Source organism: Streptomyces sp. NPDC046985 (assembly GCF_040644415.1).
Lineage (GTDB): Bacteria > Actinomycetota > Actinomycetes > Streptomycetales > Streptomycetaceae > Streptomyces.
On the sequence record NZ_JBEYWK010000019.1, the window covers coordinates 77,602 to 95,970 of the forward strand.

The window sequence follows — 18,369 nt, forward strand, 5'->3', positions numbered from 1 at the left end:
CGGCATGTCCACTAGTCGACCGGCCGCCCGAGGAACGGGACGAACCGGAGCGAGCCCCGCCCTGTCCGGCCTCCCGGTGACGTTTTCCCAGTTCAGGGACCTCAGCTCCACTGGCCGGGGCCGCCGCCGAGGAGGTCACCGCCTTCCTCCGGCCGCGCGGTCGCGACACAGCCGCCGAGGAAGGCCGACACCTCGGGATGACGGCGCCGGTCCCGGCCGTTCAGGGCCGAGCGCGGGCGGGCCGGGCGTCATGCGGCGGCACGCGGGGTAGGGATAGGAGACGGCACACGCGGTGGGGACATATAGAGCGCGCGGCCCGATAACGGTCAGTGGCCCCAATTGCTCGTTGCCGCATCCCAGTTCGACAGGAAGAATCGGAGTCCGCTCCCCGTACGGCTCGGCCGTGGTCCGGTAGGGCTCTGCTGCGGTGTGCGCCCCCTCCGAATCCGACCTCGCCCGCAGTGTGGGCGCGTAGCCGAAGGGAGGACCATGACCTTCGGATTCGCTCCGTCCTCGGCGGCATCACTGTCGACGTCCGCCGCATCCGTCCATCGCGTGCTCGAACCCGCGGAGTGGGCCGCGGCGGGCATCCCTCTGCTGCGCAACCCACGCGAGGTCGTCAGCGGGCTGCACGCGCGCCACCGGCCCGGACCGGCCACCGGCGTGATCGCGGTGCTCGACCCGGACGAACGGCTGCGGGCGAGCGCCTCGTTCACGCGGCGCCCCTCCCCCGCCGACGGCTGGATGTTCCGCAACGCGCTGCTCGACCAGTTGCGCCGCGTCATCCCGCACGATCTGCGGCGCCGCACTCCGGTGCGCACCGCCGTGCTGCTCTACTGCCGTGACGGCGACGCGCGGTGGACCGAGGAGGACGGCGCCTGGATGTGGGGCCTGCGGGACGCCTGCACCCTGCACGGGCTGCGCTGCGGGGCGTACATCACGCTGACCAGGGACGGTTGGCAGGTGCTGGGGGAAGGCCGCGGCGGCCGCCGTCCGAACACGGGCTCACCGCCCGAACTCTTCGGCGCCGCCGAGACGCCGCCCCTGCCGCCGCGTACCGGAGGCGCGGCCTCCGAAGTACTGCGCCGCGCCGCCGCACGCTGACGCCTCGCGCCGGACCGGCCACCGCGAGGCGGTCGTCAGGGCTACGGCTACGGCTACGGTCGCTAGCCACGGCTCGTGACGCACCGTCAACACGGTGTATGCGCCGGATACTCGGCGCACAATGAGCACACCGCACACCCTCGGCACACGGCGCACCCCTGGCGCGCGGCACACTCCTGGCGCGCGGCGCACCGCCCATCACCCTCGCACGCCGCGTATGCGCCAGCGCACGCCTGCGCGCACCCACACGCGTGGGCATACGCGCCGAAGATCGGAGCGTGCGCGGGCCGCGACCCGCGCACGCCGAAGCAGCCGCCGCCCGGTCACCCGGCGGCGACGGCTGTCGTCGTGCGCGGCCTCCCGGGAGGGGAGGCCCGGCCGTTCCCGGCCTCGCGGCCGGAGGCGGCTCAGACGCCCGCGCCCAGCACCGCGTTGATCCGCTGCGGGTCGCCGCAGACGATCAGCAGCGCACCGGCCCGGGAGTGGGCCAGAGGCAGGGCCGTGTCGGCGGTGGCGCCGCTTTCGCCGTTGACGGCGACCACGACCACCGGACGGGAGGCGGCACGGGAGACCGCGGCGGCGTCCGCGTAGAAGACGTCGTCGCCGGCGTCGTGCTGCGTCCAGTAGGACGCCTCGCCGAAGGACAGCTCGTGGACGGCCCACGGGTGCGGGTCGCCGGTGGTGACCACCAGGACCTCACCGGGGGCGCGGCCCGCGTCCAGCAGCAGGTCGACCGCTTCCTCGGCCGCGTCCAGCGCGCCCTCGGCCGAGGCCGGGATCAACTGGATCTGCGGCGCCGACGAGGCGGCGGCAGCGACCGGACCGGAGGGTGCGGGCGCGGGCGCGGGCTTGGTCGCGGCCGCGTCCCGCGGCGTGCGCTGCATCGGCGGCGCGGGCCGCGGAGGGCCGGGGCGTCCGGGGCGCGACGGCGCCGCGGGACGGGGGCCGGGTACAGGACGGGGGGTCGGCGCGGTGCGGCCGGTGACCGGCGTGGCGCGGGGACCCTGGGCGCTCTCGTGAATCTGAGGCTCCTCGGGGATGAGAGGCATGGGCTGATGTTTATCAAACAGTCGTGCGGCGCAGAAGGGCGGGTGGTGCGTCCCGGCCGTCGGAACGGTCAGAAGTCGAAGCCGAGCTGGCCTTCGCTCCCCGGAACGCCCCCTTCCGCCCACAGGCGGGCCTTCTTGAGGTGCCGCCACCGGGGCAGCGCATCAAGATACGCCCACGACAGCCGGTGGTACGGGGTGGGCCCCCGCTCCGCCAGCGCGGCCTTGTGCACGGGCGACGGGTATCCGGCGTTGGCCGCGAACCCGAAGTCTGCATGGTCGACGCCGAGTTCGGCCATCTTTTCGTCGCGATAGACCTTGGCTATCACCGAGGCCGCCGCGACGGACACACAGGACTGGTCGCCCTTGATGACCGTGCGGACCAGCCAGGGCGCGCCCAGGTAGTCGTGCTTTCCATCGAGGATGACCGCGTCCGGCCGCACGGGCAGCGACTCCAGGGCGCGGACGGCCGCGAGCCGCAGGGCGGCGGTCATGCCCCGCTCGTCGATCTCCTCCGAGGAGGCGTGTCCGAGCGCGTACGCCGTCACCCACGTCCGCAGCTCCGTGGCCAGCGCGGTGCGCCGCTTCACGGTGAGCAGTTTGGAGTCGGTGAGGCCCACGGGAGGCCGACGCAGTCCGGTGACCGCCGCGCAGACGGTGACCGGACCGGCCCACGCGCCCCGGCCCACCTCGTCGACACCGGCAATGATCTTCGCTCCGGTCGTGGCGCGGAGGGAGCGCTCGACGGTGTGGGTGGGTGGTTCGTACGCCATGGCGCCCTTAGCCTACGCCGCCCGGATCGGGCCGCGACACCCGGTTCCCCCAGCGCACGCGGCACGCGCGCGGACTGGTCGCCGGGCGTGCGGCCGGACGCGGCGGGGCGGCCGCCGGACGGTCGGTCGCCCCCTCACGGAACCCGTGCGCTCATTCGCTGACGCACAGAGCAGATCGGCGCGTCGCCCTCACGGGATGGCCCGCGGAGGCGGGTCCGTCCACCCAGTCGGTACGCTTCTTGGCGGCGGGCGCGTCAGGCGGACGCACCATAGGAGTTGGCGTCTCGCAGGAGCCGTACGACACCCCGGAACCCCCGGGAACCGCCCGGGAAGCTCACCCCGAGGAAGCGCACCGACGGGTCACCCCGCTCAGCGAGAATCGCATGTGCGAATGACCTTGCGACACGGAACGCGAAGGGATCAGCCGGACCCCGGGGCCCAGCCGGGCAGCGCCTCAGTCCGGTGCGCCCACGCGGCCGGCGGAGCGCCTGCCTCCCCGGAGGCCAGGACGCCGCCCACGATGGCGCAGGTGGTGTCCATGTCCCCGCCGACCTGGGCGGTCGTCCAGAAGGCGTGCTCGAAGTCCCCGAGGCCCCGCGCCGCCGACCACAGCGCGAAGGGCACCGTGTCGTGCGCCGTGGTCCGCCGGCCGCACCCGAGGACGGCCGCGACCGTGGCCGCGTCGGCGTAGTCCAGCATGTCGCGGGCGCGCCGCAGGCCCGCGCCGACGGCGCTGCGGGCCGGCACCAGCGCGATCACCCCGTCGAGCAACGCCCCGGGGGCCGGCGGCCCGCCGGGGGCGGCGGCCAGCGCGGCGGCCGCGGCGACGGCCATCGCGCCCACGACGGCCTCGCGGTGCTGGTGGGTGGGGTAGGCCGAGATCTCGGCCTGGTGGGTGGCCTGCTCCGGATCGTCCGCGTACCAGGCGCCCAGCGGAGCGATCCGCATCGCCGCGCCGTTGCCCCACGAGCCCCGGCCCTCGAAGAGCGCGGCGGCCAGCTCCCGCCAGTCACCTCCCTCACGGACGAGGAGCAACAGGCGGTTGACAGCGGGGCCGTATCCGCGGTCGAAGTCGTGGCGGTGGGCGAAGGACTGCGCCAGGGCGTCCTGGTCGATGCGGTGGTGCGCCGCCAGGACGGCCACGACGGAGCAGGCCATCTCGGTGTCGTCGGTCCACTGCCACGGGCCGGGCGGCAGCTCGTGCCGCTGGAGCAGGGGATAGTGCGCCGGCACGAAGAACTGCGAGCCCAGCGCGTCTCCGACCGAGAGTCCGCGCAGACTGGCGAGGGCGCGCTCCAGGCGCGCGCCGGAAGAGGAGTCAGGGGTCGTCGGAGAGGAGTCAGGGGTCATCGGTCCGTCACCCTATCCGCCGATCCCGTACGGCTCCGGGTCCCGCCACCGGTCGAACGGCCGGGTCAGGGTGTACCGGCCGTCGTCCCCGAGCACGAGCGTGCGCGTCTCGGCGTTCCCCGGGTTCGACAGCGACTCGAACTCCGCGACGGTCCAGTGGAACCACCGCATGCAGAACAGCCGCATGGCCAGGCCGTGAGTGACGAGGAGCACGTTGGGCGGGTGGTCGGGGGCGTCGAAGCTGCGGAAGAGGCTCTCCAGGAAGTTCCCGACCCGGTCGTAGACGTCCGCGCCGGACTCGCCCTGGGCGAAGCGGTAGAAGAAGTGCCCGTAGGCGTCCCGGTACTCCTTCTGGACGCGGACGTCGTCACCGTCCTGCCAGTTCCCCCAGTCCTGCTCGCGCAGCCGGGGCTCCTCGCGGACCCGGATCAGGCCGGGGTCGAGACGCAGGGCGCTGAGGGTCTCGCGCGTGCGGCGGTAGGGGGAGACGTACACGCTGACGCGCTCCCGCCCGAACAGCGCGCGCAGTTCCTCGCCCCGCTCCTCGGCCTGCCGCCGACCCCGCTCGGTCAGGGCCAGCGCGTGGTCGGGTACGCGTTCGAACACGGTGTCGTCGACGTTGCCCGTCGACTCGGCGTGCCGGACTAGGACGATGCGCTGTGGTCGTGCCATGCCGAAACCCTAGGCCGGATGAGGGCCGTCCGAAGAGTCGAGCGGCCCCCATACGGCGCAGGTCACACCGAGCGGGCCCCGTCGGCCGCCAGCGCGGGCCGCTGTCGCAGCTCACACCGTCCAGGCAGGCTCCAGGTCGACGACGTCGCCGGTGAGGGAGACGACGTCGGTCTCCGTCTGGGCGCGCAGGGCGAGCCGTTCCACCCGCTCCTCGCGGTACTTGCCGTGCTCGGCGGACGACTGCCACATCGACAGCACCAGGAACTCGTGGCCCGGCGCCTCGCCGAACAGGCCCCGGATCATGCCGGGGGATCCGGCCATCGCCGGGTTCCAGACTTTCTCCTGCATCAGCGTGAAGTGCTCGGCGCGTTCCTCGTGCACCCGGCACAGCGCCACCCGCAGCAGGTCGGCGTCCGCGAACCGGGGCTGGAAGCCCGTCTTCACGTCGAACCGGTAGTCGAACAGCTTGACCTGCGCGTCCTTGAAGGCGCCCGCCTGGGCCGCCGCCAGCCGGTCGTGCGAGCGGGCCATGAAGGAGTCGTAGAAGGCGCGGCTCTCCCAGAAGGCGAAGGTATGGGCCACCCCCGGCCGCCCGCGGCTCCAGCCGCCTCCCTGCCCGCGAAACCCCGGCTCCCCCAGAAGCCCCGCCCACTTCCGCTGCCCCCGCTCGAAGCCGCGGCGGTCCACCACGGTGCAGCGAATCCACTTGACCAGCACCGCGCCATGGTAAGGCCCCGGAGGCCGGCGCCGGTCACGCTCGGCGGCACAACACCCTCTCCATTGCCTTACGTTGCGTGGCACGATGGACAAAGAGCGTCCGTGCGACGGGGGTTGGGGCAGGAAGGACGCCTGGGGACGGGGAAGGGGGAGTCCGGTGAGCGGGCTCAGCAAGGGGATCCGCAAGGTCGAGGTCGCGCTGAAGTGGGATCCGAGTCCGGCGGGGCAGCCGCCCACCGATCTCGACGTCGTGGCCGGCGCCTACGAGGCCGCCGATCCGTACGGCGCTCCCGCCTACGTGGTGCACTTCGACAGCCGCTCCCCCGACGGCACGATCTACCTCGACCGGGACAGCCTGGACGGCCGGGGCTTCGGATGGGACGAGGTGATGACCGTGGAACTCGACCGGATCGCCGAGCACTACGCGCGCGTGGTCGTCGGGGTCGTGATCCAGCAGCGCCCCGCGCGCCGCACCTTCGTCGACGTGGTCGGCCCGGGGCTGCGCGTCCGCGAGGGCTACACCGTCCTCGCCGAGGACGACTTCGGCGGAGTGCTCGGGGCGACGGCGGCGACGGTCGCGCAGTTCGTCCGCGACGCGTCCGGCGCCTGGGAGTTCCGCCCCGGCGTGCAGGGCTTCGAGGACGACCCGGAGACGTTCCTGCGCACGATGGGCCGCGCGCGTCTGTCCTAGTCCGTGCTAGGGGCGGCGGCGGTCTGCGCGAGGCGGCGGCTCTCAGGCGTCTCGGGTGCCGCCGCGTTCCCAGGCGACGACGTCGAAGACGCGGAGCAGGGAGACGTCCGCCGGGGCGACGGACGCCAAGTACCGCCACTGAACCGGCTGTTCGGCGAGGTCGCGGGCGATGCCGGCCGCCACGGCGGCGTAGAAGGGGCCGTCCGGAGCGGAGCGGGAGACGGGCTCGACCGGATGGTCGCCGGAGTCGCCGCAGTAGCAGCGCTTCACCCTTCTGTCGTAGAGGGGGATCATGAGCGGCCGCTTGCGGTGCAGGATCTTCGACAGCGTGGTGAGTCCGAGGCCGACGGCGGGATCCGGGCCGTCCAGCACCCCGAACAGGTCGGTCAGCAGTGAGGCGAGCGTGCCCCGCGCCGCCGCGTCGGTCAACGTGAGCGTCGGGGGGATCGCGGCGAGCCCCTTCTCGAGCCGGGGACGCAGGGTCTGGAGGTTGTACACGGCCCTGATGCCGAGGCTCGCGTTCAGCAGCGACGGCGCCAGAAGGTCGCCGTCGGACAGCTCGGACTCGGCGCCGCCGGCGGCGAAACGGTCGTAGACGGGATAGGCGTACGGCCTGGTCCTGCCGCCCGTCGCGGCGACCTCCCGGTTCCGGCTCTCGTCGAAGTACCTGCGAACCCAGCCCTCCGCCTCGGCCATCCCGACGGTGAACGCCCCCACGCGCACGGTGTCCTGCTCGGCCATCCTCACCCGCCCCCCGTTTCGCCGGTGGCCGCAGTGTCCCCCGCGCACCACGGCGCGGGGAAGCACGGGGCCCAGCGAACGAGACGGCCCCGCTGGCGCGGACTGGACACTTCCCCCTGCGCGCGGGCCCCTGCGGAGACGGCGCCCCTGCGGGCAGGCCCCGGCGGAGACGGCCGAGGGCCCGGCGCAGTCGCCGGGCCCTCGGTTCACACGTCACCTCGCCGACCGGCGGGCGCCCGCTGAGCCCCCTCAGAGGAGGCTCAGCGGGGACTCAGCTACAGCCGCTGGTCGAGCCGCAGCCCTCGCAGATGTAGCAGGAGCCGGCTCGCTGCATCTTGGTGCCGCAGGAGAAGCACAGCGGGGCGTCGGCCTGGATGCCGAGCTGCATCTCCACCAGTTCGGCGCTGGTGTGCGCCTGCCGGGGGGCGGGGCGGGGCGCCTCGGACTCGGCGTTCGGCGTGCCGACGGCCTTCAGGTCGGTCTGGCGCGGGGCCGACTGGGCCAGGCCCTCGACGTCGACGTCCTCCTCGGTCGGCTCGTAGGAGCCGGTGTCCAGGTGGCGCTGGCGCTCCTCGGCGGAGTGGATGCCGAGCGCGGAGCGCGTCTCGAAGGGCAGGAAGTCCAGCGCCAGGCGGCGGAAGATGTAGTCGACGATCGACTGCGCCATCCGCACGTCCGGGTCGTCGGTCATGCCGGCCGGCTCGAAGCGCATGTTGGTGAACTTCGAGACGTACGTCTCCAGCGGCACGCCGTACTGGAGGCCGACCGAGACCGCGATGGAGAAGGCGTCCATCATGCCCGCGAGGGTCGAGCCCTGCTTGGACATCTTCAGGAAGACCTCGCCGAGACCGTCGTCCGGGTAGGAGTTGGCGGTCATGTAGCCCTCGGCGCCGCCGACGGTGAAGGAGGTCGTGATGCCGGGGCGGCCCTTGGGCAGGCGCTTGCGGACCGGGCGGTACTCGACGACCTTCTCGACCTTGGGCTGCGCACCCTGGGCCGGCTCCGTCTTCTGCTGCGCGGAGTCCTTGGTCTTGGCGGAGAGCGGCTGGCCGACCTTGCAGTTGTCGCGGTAGATGGCGAGCGCCTTGACGCCCAGCTTCCACGCCTCGAAGTAGATCTCCTCGACCTCCTCGACGGTCGCCGACTCCGGCATGTTGACCGTCTTGGAGATGGCGCCGGAGATCCACGGCTGGATCGCGGCCATCATCCGCACGTGGCCCAGCGGGGAGATGGCCCGCTCGCCCATGGCGCAGTCGAACACCTCGTAGTGCTCGGGCTTCAGGCCGGGCGCGTCGATCACGTTGCCGTTCTCGGCGATGTGGGCGACGACCGCCTCGATCTGCTCCTCCTGGTAGCCCAGGCGGCGCAGGGCCTGCGGGACGGTGCCGTTGACGATCTGCATCGAGCCGCCGCCGACCAGCTTCTTGAACTTGACCAGCGCGAGGTCGGGCTCGACACCGGTGGTGTCGCACGACATGGCCAGGCCGATGGTGCCGGTGGGCGCGAGGACGGACGCCTGGGAGTTGCGGAAGCCGTTCTTCTCGCCGAGGCGCAGCACGTCCTGCCACGCCTCGGTGGCGGCGGCCCACACCGGGCTGTCCAGGTCGTCCATGCGCACGGCGACGGAGTTGGCGTCGGCGTGCTGCTTCATCACGCGCTGGTGCGGCTGGGCGTTGCGGGCGTAGCCGTCGTACGGGCCGACGACCGCGGCGAGCTGCGCGGAGCGCTTGTAGGCGGTGCCGGTCATCAGGGAGGTGATGGCGCCGGCGAGGGCGCGGCCGCCGTCGGAGTCGTAGGCGTGGCCGGTCGCCATCAGCAGGGCGCCGAGGTTGGCGTAGCCGATGCCGAGCTGGCGGAAGGCGCGGGTGTTCTCGCCGATCTTCTGGGTGGGGAAGTCCGCGAAGCAGATGGAGATGTCCATCGCGGTGATGACCAGCTCGACGACCTGGGAGAAGCGCTCGACCTCGAAGGACTGGCTGCCCTTGCCGTCGTCCTTGAGGAACTTCATCAGGTTCAGCGAGGCGAGGTTGCAGGACGTGTTGTCCAGGTGCATGTACTCGCTGCACGGGTTCGAGCCGTTGATGCGGCCGGACTCCGGGCACGTGTGCCAGTGGTTGATGGTGTCGTCGTACTGGATGCCGGGGTCGGCGCAGGCCCAGGCGGCCTCGGCCATCTTGCGGAAGAGGGCCTTGGCGTCGACCTTCTCGATGACCTCGCCGGTCATCCGGGCGCGCAGGCCGAACTCGCCGCCCTGCTCGACCGCCTTCATGAAGGTGTCGTTCACGCGGACGGAGTTGTTGGCGTTCTGGTACTGGACGGACGTGATGTCGTCGCCGCCCAGGTCCATGTCGAAGCCCGCGTCCCGCAGGGCGCGGATCTTCTCCTCCTCCGTGACCTTGGTCTTGATGAAGTCCTCCACGTCGGGGTGGTCGACGTCGAGGATCACCATCTTGGCGGCGCGGCGAGTGGCGCCGCCGGACTTGATGGTGCCCGCGGAGGCGTCGGCGCCGCGCATGAAGGAGACCGGGCCGGACGCGTTGCCGCCGGAGGACAGCAGCTCCTTGGAGGAGCGGATGCGGGAGAGGTTCAGGCCGGCGCCGGAGCCGCCCTTGAAGATCATGCCCTCTTCCTTGTACCAGTCGAGGATCGACTCCATGGAGTCGTCGACGGACAGGATGAAGCAGGCGGAGACCTGCTGGGGCTGCGAGGTCCCGACGTTGAACCAGACGGGGCTGTTGAAGCTGAAGATCTGGTGCAGGAGGGCGTAGGCCAGCTCGTGCTCGAAGATCTCGGCGTCGGCGGGCGAGGCGAAGTACGCGTGGTCCTCGCCCGCCGCGCGGTACGTCTTCACGATGCGGTCGATGAGCTGCCTGAGACCGGTCTCGCGCTGCGGGGTGCCGACGGCGCCGCGGAAGTACTTGCTGGTGACGATGTTGACCGCGTTCACCGACCAGAAGTCGGGGAACTCCACGCCGCGCTGCTCGAAGTTGACCGAGCCGTCGCGCCAGTTGGTCATGACGACGTCACGGCGCTCCCAGCTCACCTCGTCGTACGGGTGCACGCCGGGGGTGGTGTGGATGCGCTCGATGTGCAGCCCCTTGCTCCCCGCCTTGGAGCCCTTGGCGCGGGAACCTCGCGCCGGACCGCTCGCCGTCTCTGTCATGCCGCCTCCCTCTACGGGCTGAAACGCCCTGAAGTGCCCCGATGTTCCGGGAACACGGTGTCCTGTCTGGTGCTGCGGGCGTCCGCTTTCGCCCTCGCCCGCAGCCGTCTTCTCTCGCCGCCGCGCCTGATCCGGCCCGCGGACCCGGCCGCCGATCGGCCGCTCAGTCGGCGGCGCGCGCGGTCACGGGGACGTCCGCCGCCCCGCCGCTCCCGCGGTCGTCTTCCTGTTCCGGGCGCCGCGCTTCCCGGCTCTGCGCCTCCCGGTTCTGCGCTTCCCGGTTCTGCGCTTCCCGGCCCTGCGCTTCCCGGCGCTCCGCGCCCGCTTCGCGGACGCCGTCGTCCGCGTGCTCGGCGGCGGGGCGCTGCGACGCCTCCCGGAGTTCCTCGATGGCCGCCCCGAAGTCCTCCAGCGAGTCGAACGCCCGGTACACGGACGCGAACCGCAGATAGGCGACGAGGTCCAGCTCCTGGAGGGGGCCGAGTATCGCGAGACCCACCTCGTGGGTCGCCACCTCGGCGCTGCCGGCGGCGCGCACGGCCTCCTCGACCCGCTGGCCGAGCTGCGCCAGGGCGTCCTCGGTGACCGGCCGCCCCTGGCACGCCTTGCGCACGCCGTTGATGACCTTGGTGCGACTGAAGGGCTCGGTGACCCCGGAGCGCTTCACCACCATGAGCGAGCAGGTCTCCACGGTCGTGAAGCGGCGCGAGCAGTCGGGGCACTGACGGCGCCGTCGGATCGACGTGCCGTCGTCCGTCGTACGGCTGTCCACGACGCGGCTGTCCGGGTGCCGGCAGAAGGGGCAGTGCATGGGACTCCAACCCTTCTCACAGCAGACTCGGCGGCCTCGCGAACCGCAGGGGCCCCTCGAAGCAGCACCCAGCATAGGGGATCTCCGGAGGGCTGAGGACCCGGGTAGCCACAAGTTCTGGGACGCCGTAGCCGTTCGACCACTACATGTAGGGATTCACCCGTACGCGTCCGAGTGATGCGCGTGTGTCGCGCGGACGCGCCGGAAGCCGGATGCCCGCCCCGCCGGGGAAAACACGCCGGGCGGCTCCCCGAACGAGCCCGGGAGGCGCAGGACACACCGCCGCGCCCCGCGCCGGAGGCGGGTGCGCGGAGATACCGTGGGCGCCGCACGGAGGACGTGCGGCCGTCCCGGGCGGAGACGCGACCGCCGCCCGGTCGGCCCGGCGCCGGATGACAGACTGGGGCGGCGCCGCGCGCGGACTCCGCTCCGGCGGTGAAGGGTACAGCGATGAGCCTCCTCGTCCGCCGAGCCCTTCAGCGGCCCTACACCGCCAAACAAGATCAAGTCAGGCGATCGACCCTTTTTCACTCGAACGTGTGTTTGGCGCAACCTTTCGAAAGCATCTACCGTTGTGCCGGAGGGAGACCATCGAGAGGGGCCGACGTGACCACCACCGCAGACAGCGCCGCCATCACCGCCCAGGACCGCTCCCAGGGCCGACTCGAGCCGGTGCATGCGAGGAACGAAGCCGCGAACCCAGAGGGGCCCAAGCGCTCCCTTCCAGGCCGACCTCCGGGCATCCGCGCGGACAGCTCGGGCCTCACCGAGCGGCAGCGGCGGGTGATCGAGGTGATCAGGGACTCGGTGCAGCGGCGCGGTTACCCGCCGTCCATGCGCGAGATCGGCCAGGCGGTCGGCCTGTCCAGCACCTCCTCGGTGGCCCACCAGCTCATGGCGCTGGAGCGCAAGGGCTTCCTGCGCCGCGACCCGCACCGTCCGCGCGCCTACGAGGTCCGCGGCTCCGACCAGGCCGCCACGCTCCAGCCCACGGACACGGTGGGCAAGCCGGCCGCGTCCTATGTGCCGCTGGTCGGCCGGATCGCCGCCGGCGGCCCGATCCTCGCCGAGGAGTCGGTCGAGGACGTCTTCCCCCTCCCCCGGCAGTTGGTCGGCGACGGCGAGCTGTTCGTCCTGAAGGTCGTCGGCGACTCCATGATCGAGGCCGCGATCTGCGACGGCGACTGGGTGACGGTCCGCCGCCAGCAGGTCGCCGAGAACGGCGACATCGTGGCCGCCATGATCGACGGCGAGGCCACGGTCAAGCGCTTCAAGCGCGAGGACGGCCATGTCTGGCTCCTCCCGCACAACGCGGCGTACGAGCCCATCCCTGGTGACGACGCGACCATCCTCGGCAAGGTGGTCGCCGTCCTGCGGCGCGTCTGAACGACGCCGAAGCCGCGCAGGACACCTCGCCTCGCCCCTTGATCGGGCCCCGGAACCTCTGCGCCGGTTCCGGGGCCCTGTGCTGTGCGCCGACGGTCTACTCCTGCGCGGCAGGCGCCGTCTCCGCGTGCTGGGCCGTCTCCGCCTGCTGAGCCGTGTCCGCCTGCTGAGCCGCCTCGGCTTGCCGGGCCGCCTCCGCCTGCCGGGCCGCCGCGTCGATGGCCGTCAGCGACCTGCGCACCTGGTTGCGGTCGGTGGTGTACCAGAAGTCCGGCAGCGACGCCTTGAGATAGCTGCCGTACCGTGCCGTGGCCAGCCGCGGGTCGAGGACGGCGACCACGCCCCGGTCCTCCGTGGCGCGGACCAGGCGTCCGGCGCCCTGGGCCATCAGCAGCGCGGCGTGGGTGGCGGCGACGGCCATGAAACCGTTGCCGCCCGCCTCCTCCACGGCCTTCTGGCGAGCGCTCATCAGGGGGTCGTCCGGACGCGGGAACGGGATCTTGTCCATGACGACGAGCTGGCAGCTCGCGCCGGGGACGTCCACGCCCTGCCACAGCGAGAGAGTGCCGAACAGGCAGGTACGGGCGTCCGCCGCGAAGTTCTTGATCAGTTCGCCGAGCGTCTCCTCGCCCTGGAGCAGGATCGGGAACTCGGGAAGGCGGCCGCGCAGTTCCTCGGCGGCGAGCTGGGCGGCGCGCATCGAGGAGAACAGGCCGAGGGTCCGGCCGCCCGCCGCCTGGACCAGTTCGGTCAGCTCGTCCAGCATGTCCCCCCGGTCGCCGTCCCGGGCCGGGCGGGCCAGATGCTTGGAGACATACAGGATGCCCTGCTTGCGGTAGTCGAACGGGGAGCCGACGTCGACGCCCTTCCACCGCGGCACGTCCTCCCCCTCCGTCCCCTCGGGGGCGAGGCCGAGCGAGGCCCCGACGCCGTTGAAGTCGCCGCCCAGCTTCAGGGTCGCCGAGGTCAGCACCACGGAGCGGTCGGTGAAGAGCTTCTCGCGCAGCAGCCCCGACACGGACATGGGGGCGACCCGCAGGGACGCGCCGAAGCGGTCGTGGCGCTCGTACCAGACGACGTCCCATTCGGAGCCGTTGGTGATCCGCTCCGCCACGTCGTGCACCGACTCCACGGAGGCGAGCGCCTGCTTGCGCACCGCGTCCTCGTCCTGGACGGACTTGTCACGGGTCGCGCCGAGGGCCGAGACGACGTTCCGTGCCGCGTCCCGGAGCGCCAGCAGCGCGTAGCCGAGGTCCTCCGGGATCTCCTCCAGCCGGCCGGGCAGCGCCAGCTCCATCAGCCGCTCGAAGCCCTCGGCGGCCGTCTGCAACTGGTCGGCGGCCTTCTCGTTGACCAGCTTGGCGGCGCGGCGCACCGCCCGGTTGACCTGCCCCGGGGTGAGTTCGCCGGTGGCGACGCCGGTCACCCGGGAGACCAGTTCGTGCGCCTCGTCCACGATCAGCACCTCGTGCTGCGGGAGGACCGGGGCGCCCTCGATGGCGTCGATCGCGAGCAGCGCGTGGTTGGTGACCACCACCTCGGCGAGCTTGGCGCGCTCGCGGGCCGTCTCGGCGAAGCACTCGGCGCCGTAGGCGCACTTGGTCGCGCCCAGGCACTCCCGTGAGGAGACGGAGACCTGCGCCCAGGCCCGGTCCGAGACGCCGGGCGTGAGGTCGTCGCGGTCGCCCGTCTCGGTCTCGTCGGCCCAGTCGCGCATCCGCAGCAGGTCCTGGCCCAGTCTGCTGCTGGGCGCCGCCGCCTCGAACTGGTCGAACAGGCCCTCCTCCTCGTCCTGCGGGACGCCCTCGTGCAGGCGGTGCAGGCACAGGTAGTTCGACCGGCCCTTGAGCATGGCGAACTCCGGGCGGCGGCGCAGCAGCAGGTGCAGGGCGTCGACGGTGCGCGGCAGGTCCCGCTCGACGAGCTGGCGCTGGAGCGCGAGGGTGGCGGTGGCCACGACGACGCGCTCGCCGTGCGCGAGCGCGGGCACCAGGTAGCCGAGGGACTTTCCGGTGCCGGTGCCGGCCTGGACCAGGAGGTGCGAGCCGTCGTCGACGACGTCCGCGACGGCTTGGGCCATGGTCGCCTGGCCGGGGCGCTCCGTCCCGCCGACGGCGGCGACGGCGGCGTGCAGGAGTTCAGGGAGGGAGGGCTTCGTCATAGCGCGACCACCCTACGGCTCGGGACTGACAAACGGGTCATCGAGGCGGGCGGAGCGGTCACGGTCACAGCGGCACGCTCCGGGTACGGTCGCGGATCATGAGGGCGGCCCGTTTGCCGGGCAGGTCGGTCTCGGCCGCGCACCGGAAACCGGCGCTGCGGAAGGCCGCCACGGAGGGCGCGTTGCGCACGTCGGGCTCGGCCACGACGCGGGCGCAGGCGGGGCGGTTGCCGAGGATCAGGCCCGTCACGGCCCTGATCAGGGCGGTCCCGAGGCCGCGGCCGCGGTCGGCGGCGGCGCCGAGGAGGAGGTGGACGCCCGTGTCGTGCGGCCGGGCCGGATAGCTGCGGGTCAGCGGGTCGAGATCGGCGCGGTAGATCTCCCAGTAGCTCATCGGCGTGCCGTCGAGCAGGCCCAGGCAGGGCACGCTGCGTCCGTCGCCGTCCGCCTGGACGCGCAGATGGTCCTCGGTCACGCTCCGCTCCCCGGCGAGCTGCCAGAACTCCGCGACGGCCGGATCGTTCATCCAGCGGCTGACGAGCGGCAGGTCGCGGTCGAGCCGGACGGGGACGAGCTGGAAGGCGCCCGCCGGGGTGGCGGTGGGGCCCCACTGGCCTACGCCGTCCAGGAGGTCGCGGGCGGCGGGCGGAGCGCTGGACGGCGGCGGCGCCACGCCGGACGGTGCCGGTGCTGTCGGTGCTGCCGGTGCAGGTGCCGGTGCAGTTGCTGCCGGTGCAGGTGCAGGTGCCGTGAGGGGCGCGTGGAAGCCGTCGGGCAGGCGCAGGTGGAGGGTGTCCTCGGCGTCGGGGTCGGGCGTGGCCGCGTGCGCCTGGGCGGTGGGGGCCGGGACGCGGTCGGCGGCTCGGGCGTCGGTGGGGGGCATGGCGCGCTCCTCTCGGAGGGCGGGGTCAGGCGTGCAGGGGGTTGGCGAGGGTGACGTAGACGGACTGGGTGTCGACGGGGCCGACGAGTTCGTCCAGGCCGCGCAGCCGGGTCAGCAGGTTGGCCTTGCAGCGCAGCACCGGCGAGTCGAGCAGGCGGGCGGGCAGGGTGGAGGCGGCGGCGGGGTCGGAGGCGCGGTCGCGCAGGAAGCGCCGGAAGGCGGCCAGGAGCAGCCGTTCGTCGGCGAGCCGCTGAGCGCCCAGGGCGCCGATGAGACCGAACACGTTGTTGACGGCGAGGTAGTAGGCGAACCGTTCGTCCGTGACCTCGTCGGAGACGAAGGTGTCGCTCCGCTCGCCGATCCCGGGCAGCAGGGCGGCGAGTTCCGCGCGCCGGGAGGCGCGGAAGTAGTAGCCCTGGTTGTCGCGGTACCGGCCGCCGACGGGCCAGCCGTCGGCGTCCAGCAGGAGCAGCGTGTTCTGCTGGTGGGCTTCCAGGGCGATGCCCGCCTCGCCGTCCAGCCACAGCACCGGGCGGACCACGTGGTCGAGGTAGCGCAGGAACCACTCGGCGGCGACGGCGCCGCGCGGGCGCCCGGTCTGGGCGGCGATGCGGGTGAGAACATCGGCCAGGCGGGAGCCGAGGGCAGGGGCCGCGCCCGGTCGGAGAAGGGGCCGGGGCGCGACGAGCCCTGCCACGCAGGACACGTCGTCCGCCGGTCCGAACGGGTTGTGCCGGATCATCACGTTCAGTCCAGGTGCCGCGTGTCCGTCCCGGTCGTCGACGGCCAGCCAGGCCGGGTCGCGCACGACGTCGAAGCCCGGATGCGCCGCCCGCCACCGCTGGGCCAGGCCGGTGCGCAGGAGGCGGTGCACCTCGACGCCGCGATGCAGTTCCTTACGAAGGTTCTCCCGGCGGGAGTTGGTGATCCGCAGACCCAGGGACAGCTTGAGCATGGCCGGGGCGCCGGTGCGGTAGACGGTGCGCACCGAGGAGGTGGGGCGCCAGGAGGGGCCGTACGCGCCCAGGTCGCGCAGGAGTCCGGCGTCGAGCAGCGCGGCGACGTCCGCGCGCGGGCTGATCTCGCGCCACTGCCAGGGGTGCAGCGGGAGGGCGGCGAACCCGTCGGGCAGCGGCAGCCCGGAACCGGCGAGCCGGGCGGTGAGCGCGGCGGCGGGAACCTGCCGGCCGCCTTCCGTCCAGGCCGAGTCGGAGGCCAGCACGGACGGGGCGACCCCTGCCCAGTGCAGGGCGAAGGCGCCGCGCGTCTCCGGTGAGAAGCGCTCGACTTCGCCGTCCGACAGCCCCTCACGGCTCTTCGGGGCCGGGTGCAGCGGGTGGCCGAGGACGAGGGCCTGCTCGGCGGACAGGAAGAGGTCGGTCCCGTCGGCTGGGCGTTCCCAGCGGTCACGGAGGAAAAGCGCGGTGCGGCGGACGGAGTCGGCCACCCGGGCCACGAGATCGACCGCGTCGGCGTCGGCGAGAGGGGTGGGGGCGGATACGGGGGCGCCGGTCGGGGTGGGGCGGGGAACGGAGTCGGGGGCGGCAGCGAAAGCGGAGTCGGGGCCGGCGGCAGCGGTCGCGCCGGAGGCGGGGGTCGCGTCGGGGCCGGAGGTCGCGTCGGGGCTGGAGGTCGCGCCGGGGTCAGAGATCGTGTCGGGGACAGCGGTCGCGCCGAGGCCGAAGGCGGAGGTCGCGTCCGGGCTGGAGGTCGCGTCGGGGCCAGAGGTCGCGCCGGGGCCAGAGATCGCGTCAGGGGCAGCGATCACGCCGGAGGCGGGGGCCGCATCGGGGCCGGAGGTCGCGTCAGGGCCAGAGATCGCGTCAGGGGCAGCGATCACGCCGGAGGCGGGGGCCGCATCGGGGCCGGAGGTCCCGCCGGGGGCGGAGATCGCGTCGGGGGCGGAGATCGCGTCGGGGGCGGAGATCGCGTCGGGGGCGACGGTCGCGTCAGGGCCGGGCGCGGTGCCGTGCGCTGCCCCGATGGCGGGCGCGGCGCTGGGAGCGGGGCCGCAAGCCGACGCGGTGTCCGGGTCGGCCCGGTCAGAGGACGACGCCTCTCGGGCGAGCAGGCTGGCGACCGTCACGGCGTCGGCGGCCGGCGCGCTCCGTGGGGCGCCGGCGAGGACGGGAAGGCCGAAGCGGTGCCAGCCGGTAGCGGACCAGTGAAGGACCGGAACGAGGAGGGCGGTTCCGGTGGCCGGGAGCGGGATGCGCAGCGTGCCGCCGTCCGGTGCGGGCGTGACGGTCTCGCGCACCCAGCAGCGCAACAGGTTCTCCACGGCGGCGGCTTGTGCGGCCGTGTGCGCGTCGGGGTCGTCCAGGGGATCGGCGGCCCTACGGTCCGGGCGCGGCGGATGCGGCGCCCCGCTGGACTGACGGGGGAACGTCTCGGTCGCCTCCTGACGGATGGCGGACCGGTCGGGCGGTGTCGGGGGCGGAGTGGTGTTCACGGGGTTCCTCGGGAAGTAGAGACGGTCCGGCTCAGCCGGTGGTGGTACGGCGCGGCGGGGGCGAGACCGTTTCACCCGGCCCCGGCGACGGCGCCTGTAACGGCGACGGCTCCGATGCACGGGACCGACCAGGGCGGATCGGACGGGACACGGCTGAAGCGGATGAGCGGGGCGGCTGAAGCGGAGGGTGCGGGGCGGGGGCGGACGGGAGCGGGCGGGTCGTGGCCGGGGCGAACCGCCCCCGGGAGGACGGGGCAGGGGCGCACGGACGAGCCGCGCCCGCCTGGCTCGGGTCCGTGCCCGGGTTCAGCCGTCGTCAGGCCCGCAGCCGAGACCCGGCGGACCCGAGCCAAGGCCCAGCGGTCCTGAGCCGAGTCCCAGCAGTCCCGAACCGGCACCCGGCGGCCCCGAACCGGCAC

The 18,369-nt window shown here is 73.2% G+C and carries 14 protein-coding genes; 3 read left to right on the forward strand and 11 right to left on the reverse strand.

Translation table 11 applies throughout. The features are described 5' to 3' along the window. The first annotated feature begins 489 nt into the window (after positions 1-489). Positions 490-1,104: a hypothetical protein gene (locus ABZ861_RS23855; protein ID WP_361633390.1), complete on the forward strand. Its 615-nt coding sequence runs from the start codon at positions 490-492 to the stop codon at positions 1,102-1,104. 407 nt (positions 1,105-1,511) lie between these two features. Here ABZ861_RS23855 and ABZ861_RS23860 read toward each other — a convergent pair whose 3' ends face one another. The 5 genes from ABZ861_RS23860 to ABZ861_RS23880 form a co-directional block, all read right to left on the reverse strand. Beyond that, on the reverse strand, positions 1,512-2,153 hold the full coding sequence (locus ABZ861_RS23860; protein WP_361633393.1) for a hypothetical protein: 642 nt from the start codon (positions 2,151-2,153) through the stop codon (positions 1,512-1,514). A gap of 68 nt (positions 2,154-2,221) precedes the next feature. Then, positions 2,222-2,923 (reverse strand): ribonuclease HII, encoded by a 702-nt coding sequence (locus ABZ861_RS23865; RefSeq protein WP_361633396.1) that lies wholly within the window; start codon positions 2,921-2,923, stop codon positions 2,222-2,224. A gap of 420 nt (positions 2,924-3,343) precedes the next feature. After that, positions 3,344-4,273, reverse strand: coding sequence for an ADP-ribosylglycohydrolase family protein (locus ABZ861_RS23870; protein WP_361633399.1), 930 nt, complete (start codon positions 4,271-4,273; stop codon positions 3,344-3,346). Positions 4,274-4,285: 12 nt separating this feature from the next. Then, positions 4,286-4,945, reverse strand: coding sequence for a histidine phosphatase family protein (locus ABZ861_RS23875; protein ID WP_361633401.1), 660 nt, complete (start codon positions 4,943-4,945; stop codon positions 4,286-4,288). Positions 4,946-5,056: 111 nt separating this feature from the next. Further along, positions 5,057-5,662 (reverse strand): YdbC family protein, encoded by a 606-nt coding sequence (locus ABZ861_RS23880; protein WP_361633403.1) that lies wholly within the window; start codon positions 5,660-5,662, stop codon positions 5,057-5,059. A gap of 157 nt (positions 5,663-5,819) precedes the next feature. Here ABZ861_RS23880 and ABZ861_RS23885 point away from each other — a divergent pair, with 157 nt between their 5' ends. After that, positions 5,820-6,353, forward strand: a complete 534-nt coding sequence (locus ABZ861_RS23885) for a TerD family protein (RefSeq protein WP_361633406.1) — start codon at positions 5,820-5,822, stop codon at positions 6,351-6,353. Between the two features lie 42 nt (positions 6,354-6,395). On the opposite strand, the gene ABZ861_RS23890 is transcribed toward ABZ861_RS23885, so the two are convergent. The 3 genes from ABZ861_RS23890 to nrdR all read right to left on the reverse strand — a co-directional run bounded on the left by ABZ861_RS23890 (position 6,396) and on the right by nrdR (position 11,068). Then, positions 6,396-7,094, reverse strand: coding sequence for a DUF6308 family protein (locus ABZ861_RS23890; RefSeq protein ID WP_361633408.1), 699 nt, complete (start codon positions 7,092-7,094; stop codon positions 6,396-6,398). 271 nt (positions 7,095-7,365) lie between these two features. Beyond that, positions 7,366-10,257, reverse strand: coding sequence for a vitamin B12-dependent ribonucleotide reductase (locus ABZ861_RS23895; RefSeq protein WP_361633410.1), 2,892 nt, complete (start codon positions 10,255-10,257; stop codon positions 7,366-7,368). 163 nt (positions 10,258-10,420) lie between these two features. Then, complete coding sequence (nrdR, locus tag ABZ861_RS23900) at positions 10,421-11,068, reverse strand: transcriptional regulator NrdR (protein ID WP_361633412.1); 648 nt, start codon at positions 11,066-11,068, stop codon at positions 10,421-10,423. Between the two features lie 606 nt (positions 11,069-11,674). On the opposite strand from nrdR, the gene lexA reads away from it, so the two are divergent. Continuing rightward, a complete protein-coding gene (gene lexA, locus ABZ861_RS23905) occupies positions 11,675-12,454 on the forward strand; it encodes a transcriptional repressor LexA (RefSeq protein WP_361633414.1) in 780 nt (259 codons plus the stop codon). A gap of 97 nt (positions 12,455-12,551) precedes the next feature. Here lexA and ABZ861_RS23910 read toward each other — a convergent pair whose 3' ends face one another. The 3 genes from ABZ861_RS23910 to ABZ861_RS23920 form a co-directional block, all read right to left on the reverse strand. Beyond that, a complete protein-coding gene (locus tag ABZ861_RS23910) occupies positions 12,552-14,615 on the reverse strand; it encodes an ATP-dependent DNA helicase (protein ID WP_361633417.1) in 2,064 nt (687 codons plus the stop codon). A gap of 64 nt (positions 14,616-14,679) precedes the next feature. Further along, positions 14,680-15,498 (reverse strand): GNAT family N-acetyltransferase, encoded by an 819-nt coding sequence (locus ABZ861_RS23915; protein WP_361633419.1) that lies wholly within the window; start codon positions 15,496-15,498, stop codon positions 14,680-14,682. Between the two features lie 25 nt (positions 15,499-15,523). Next, on the reverse strand, positions 15,524-17,950 hold the full coding sequence (locus tag ABZ861_RS23920) for an IucA/IucC family protein (protein WP_361633421.1): 2,427 nt from the start codon (positions 17,948-17,950) through the stop codon (positions 15,524-15,526). Positions 17,951-18,369 lie beyond the last annotated feature (419 nt).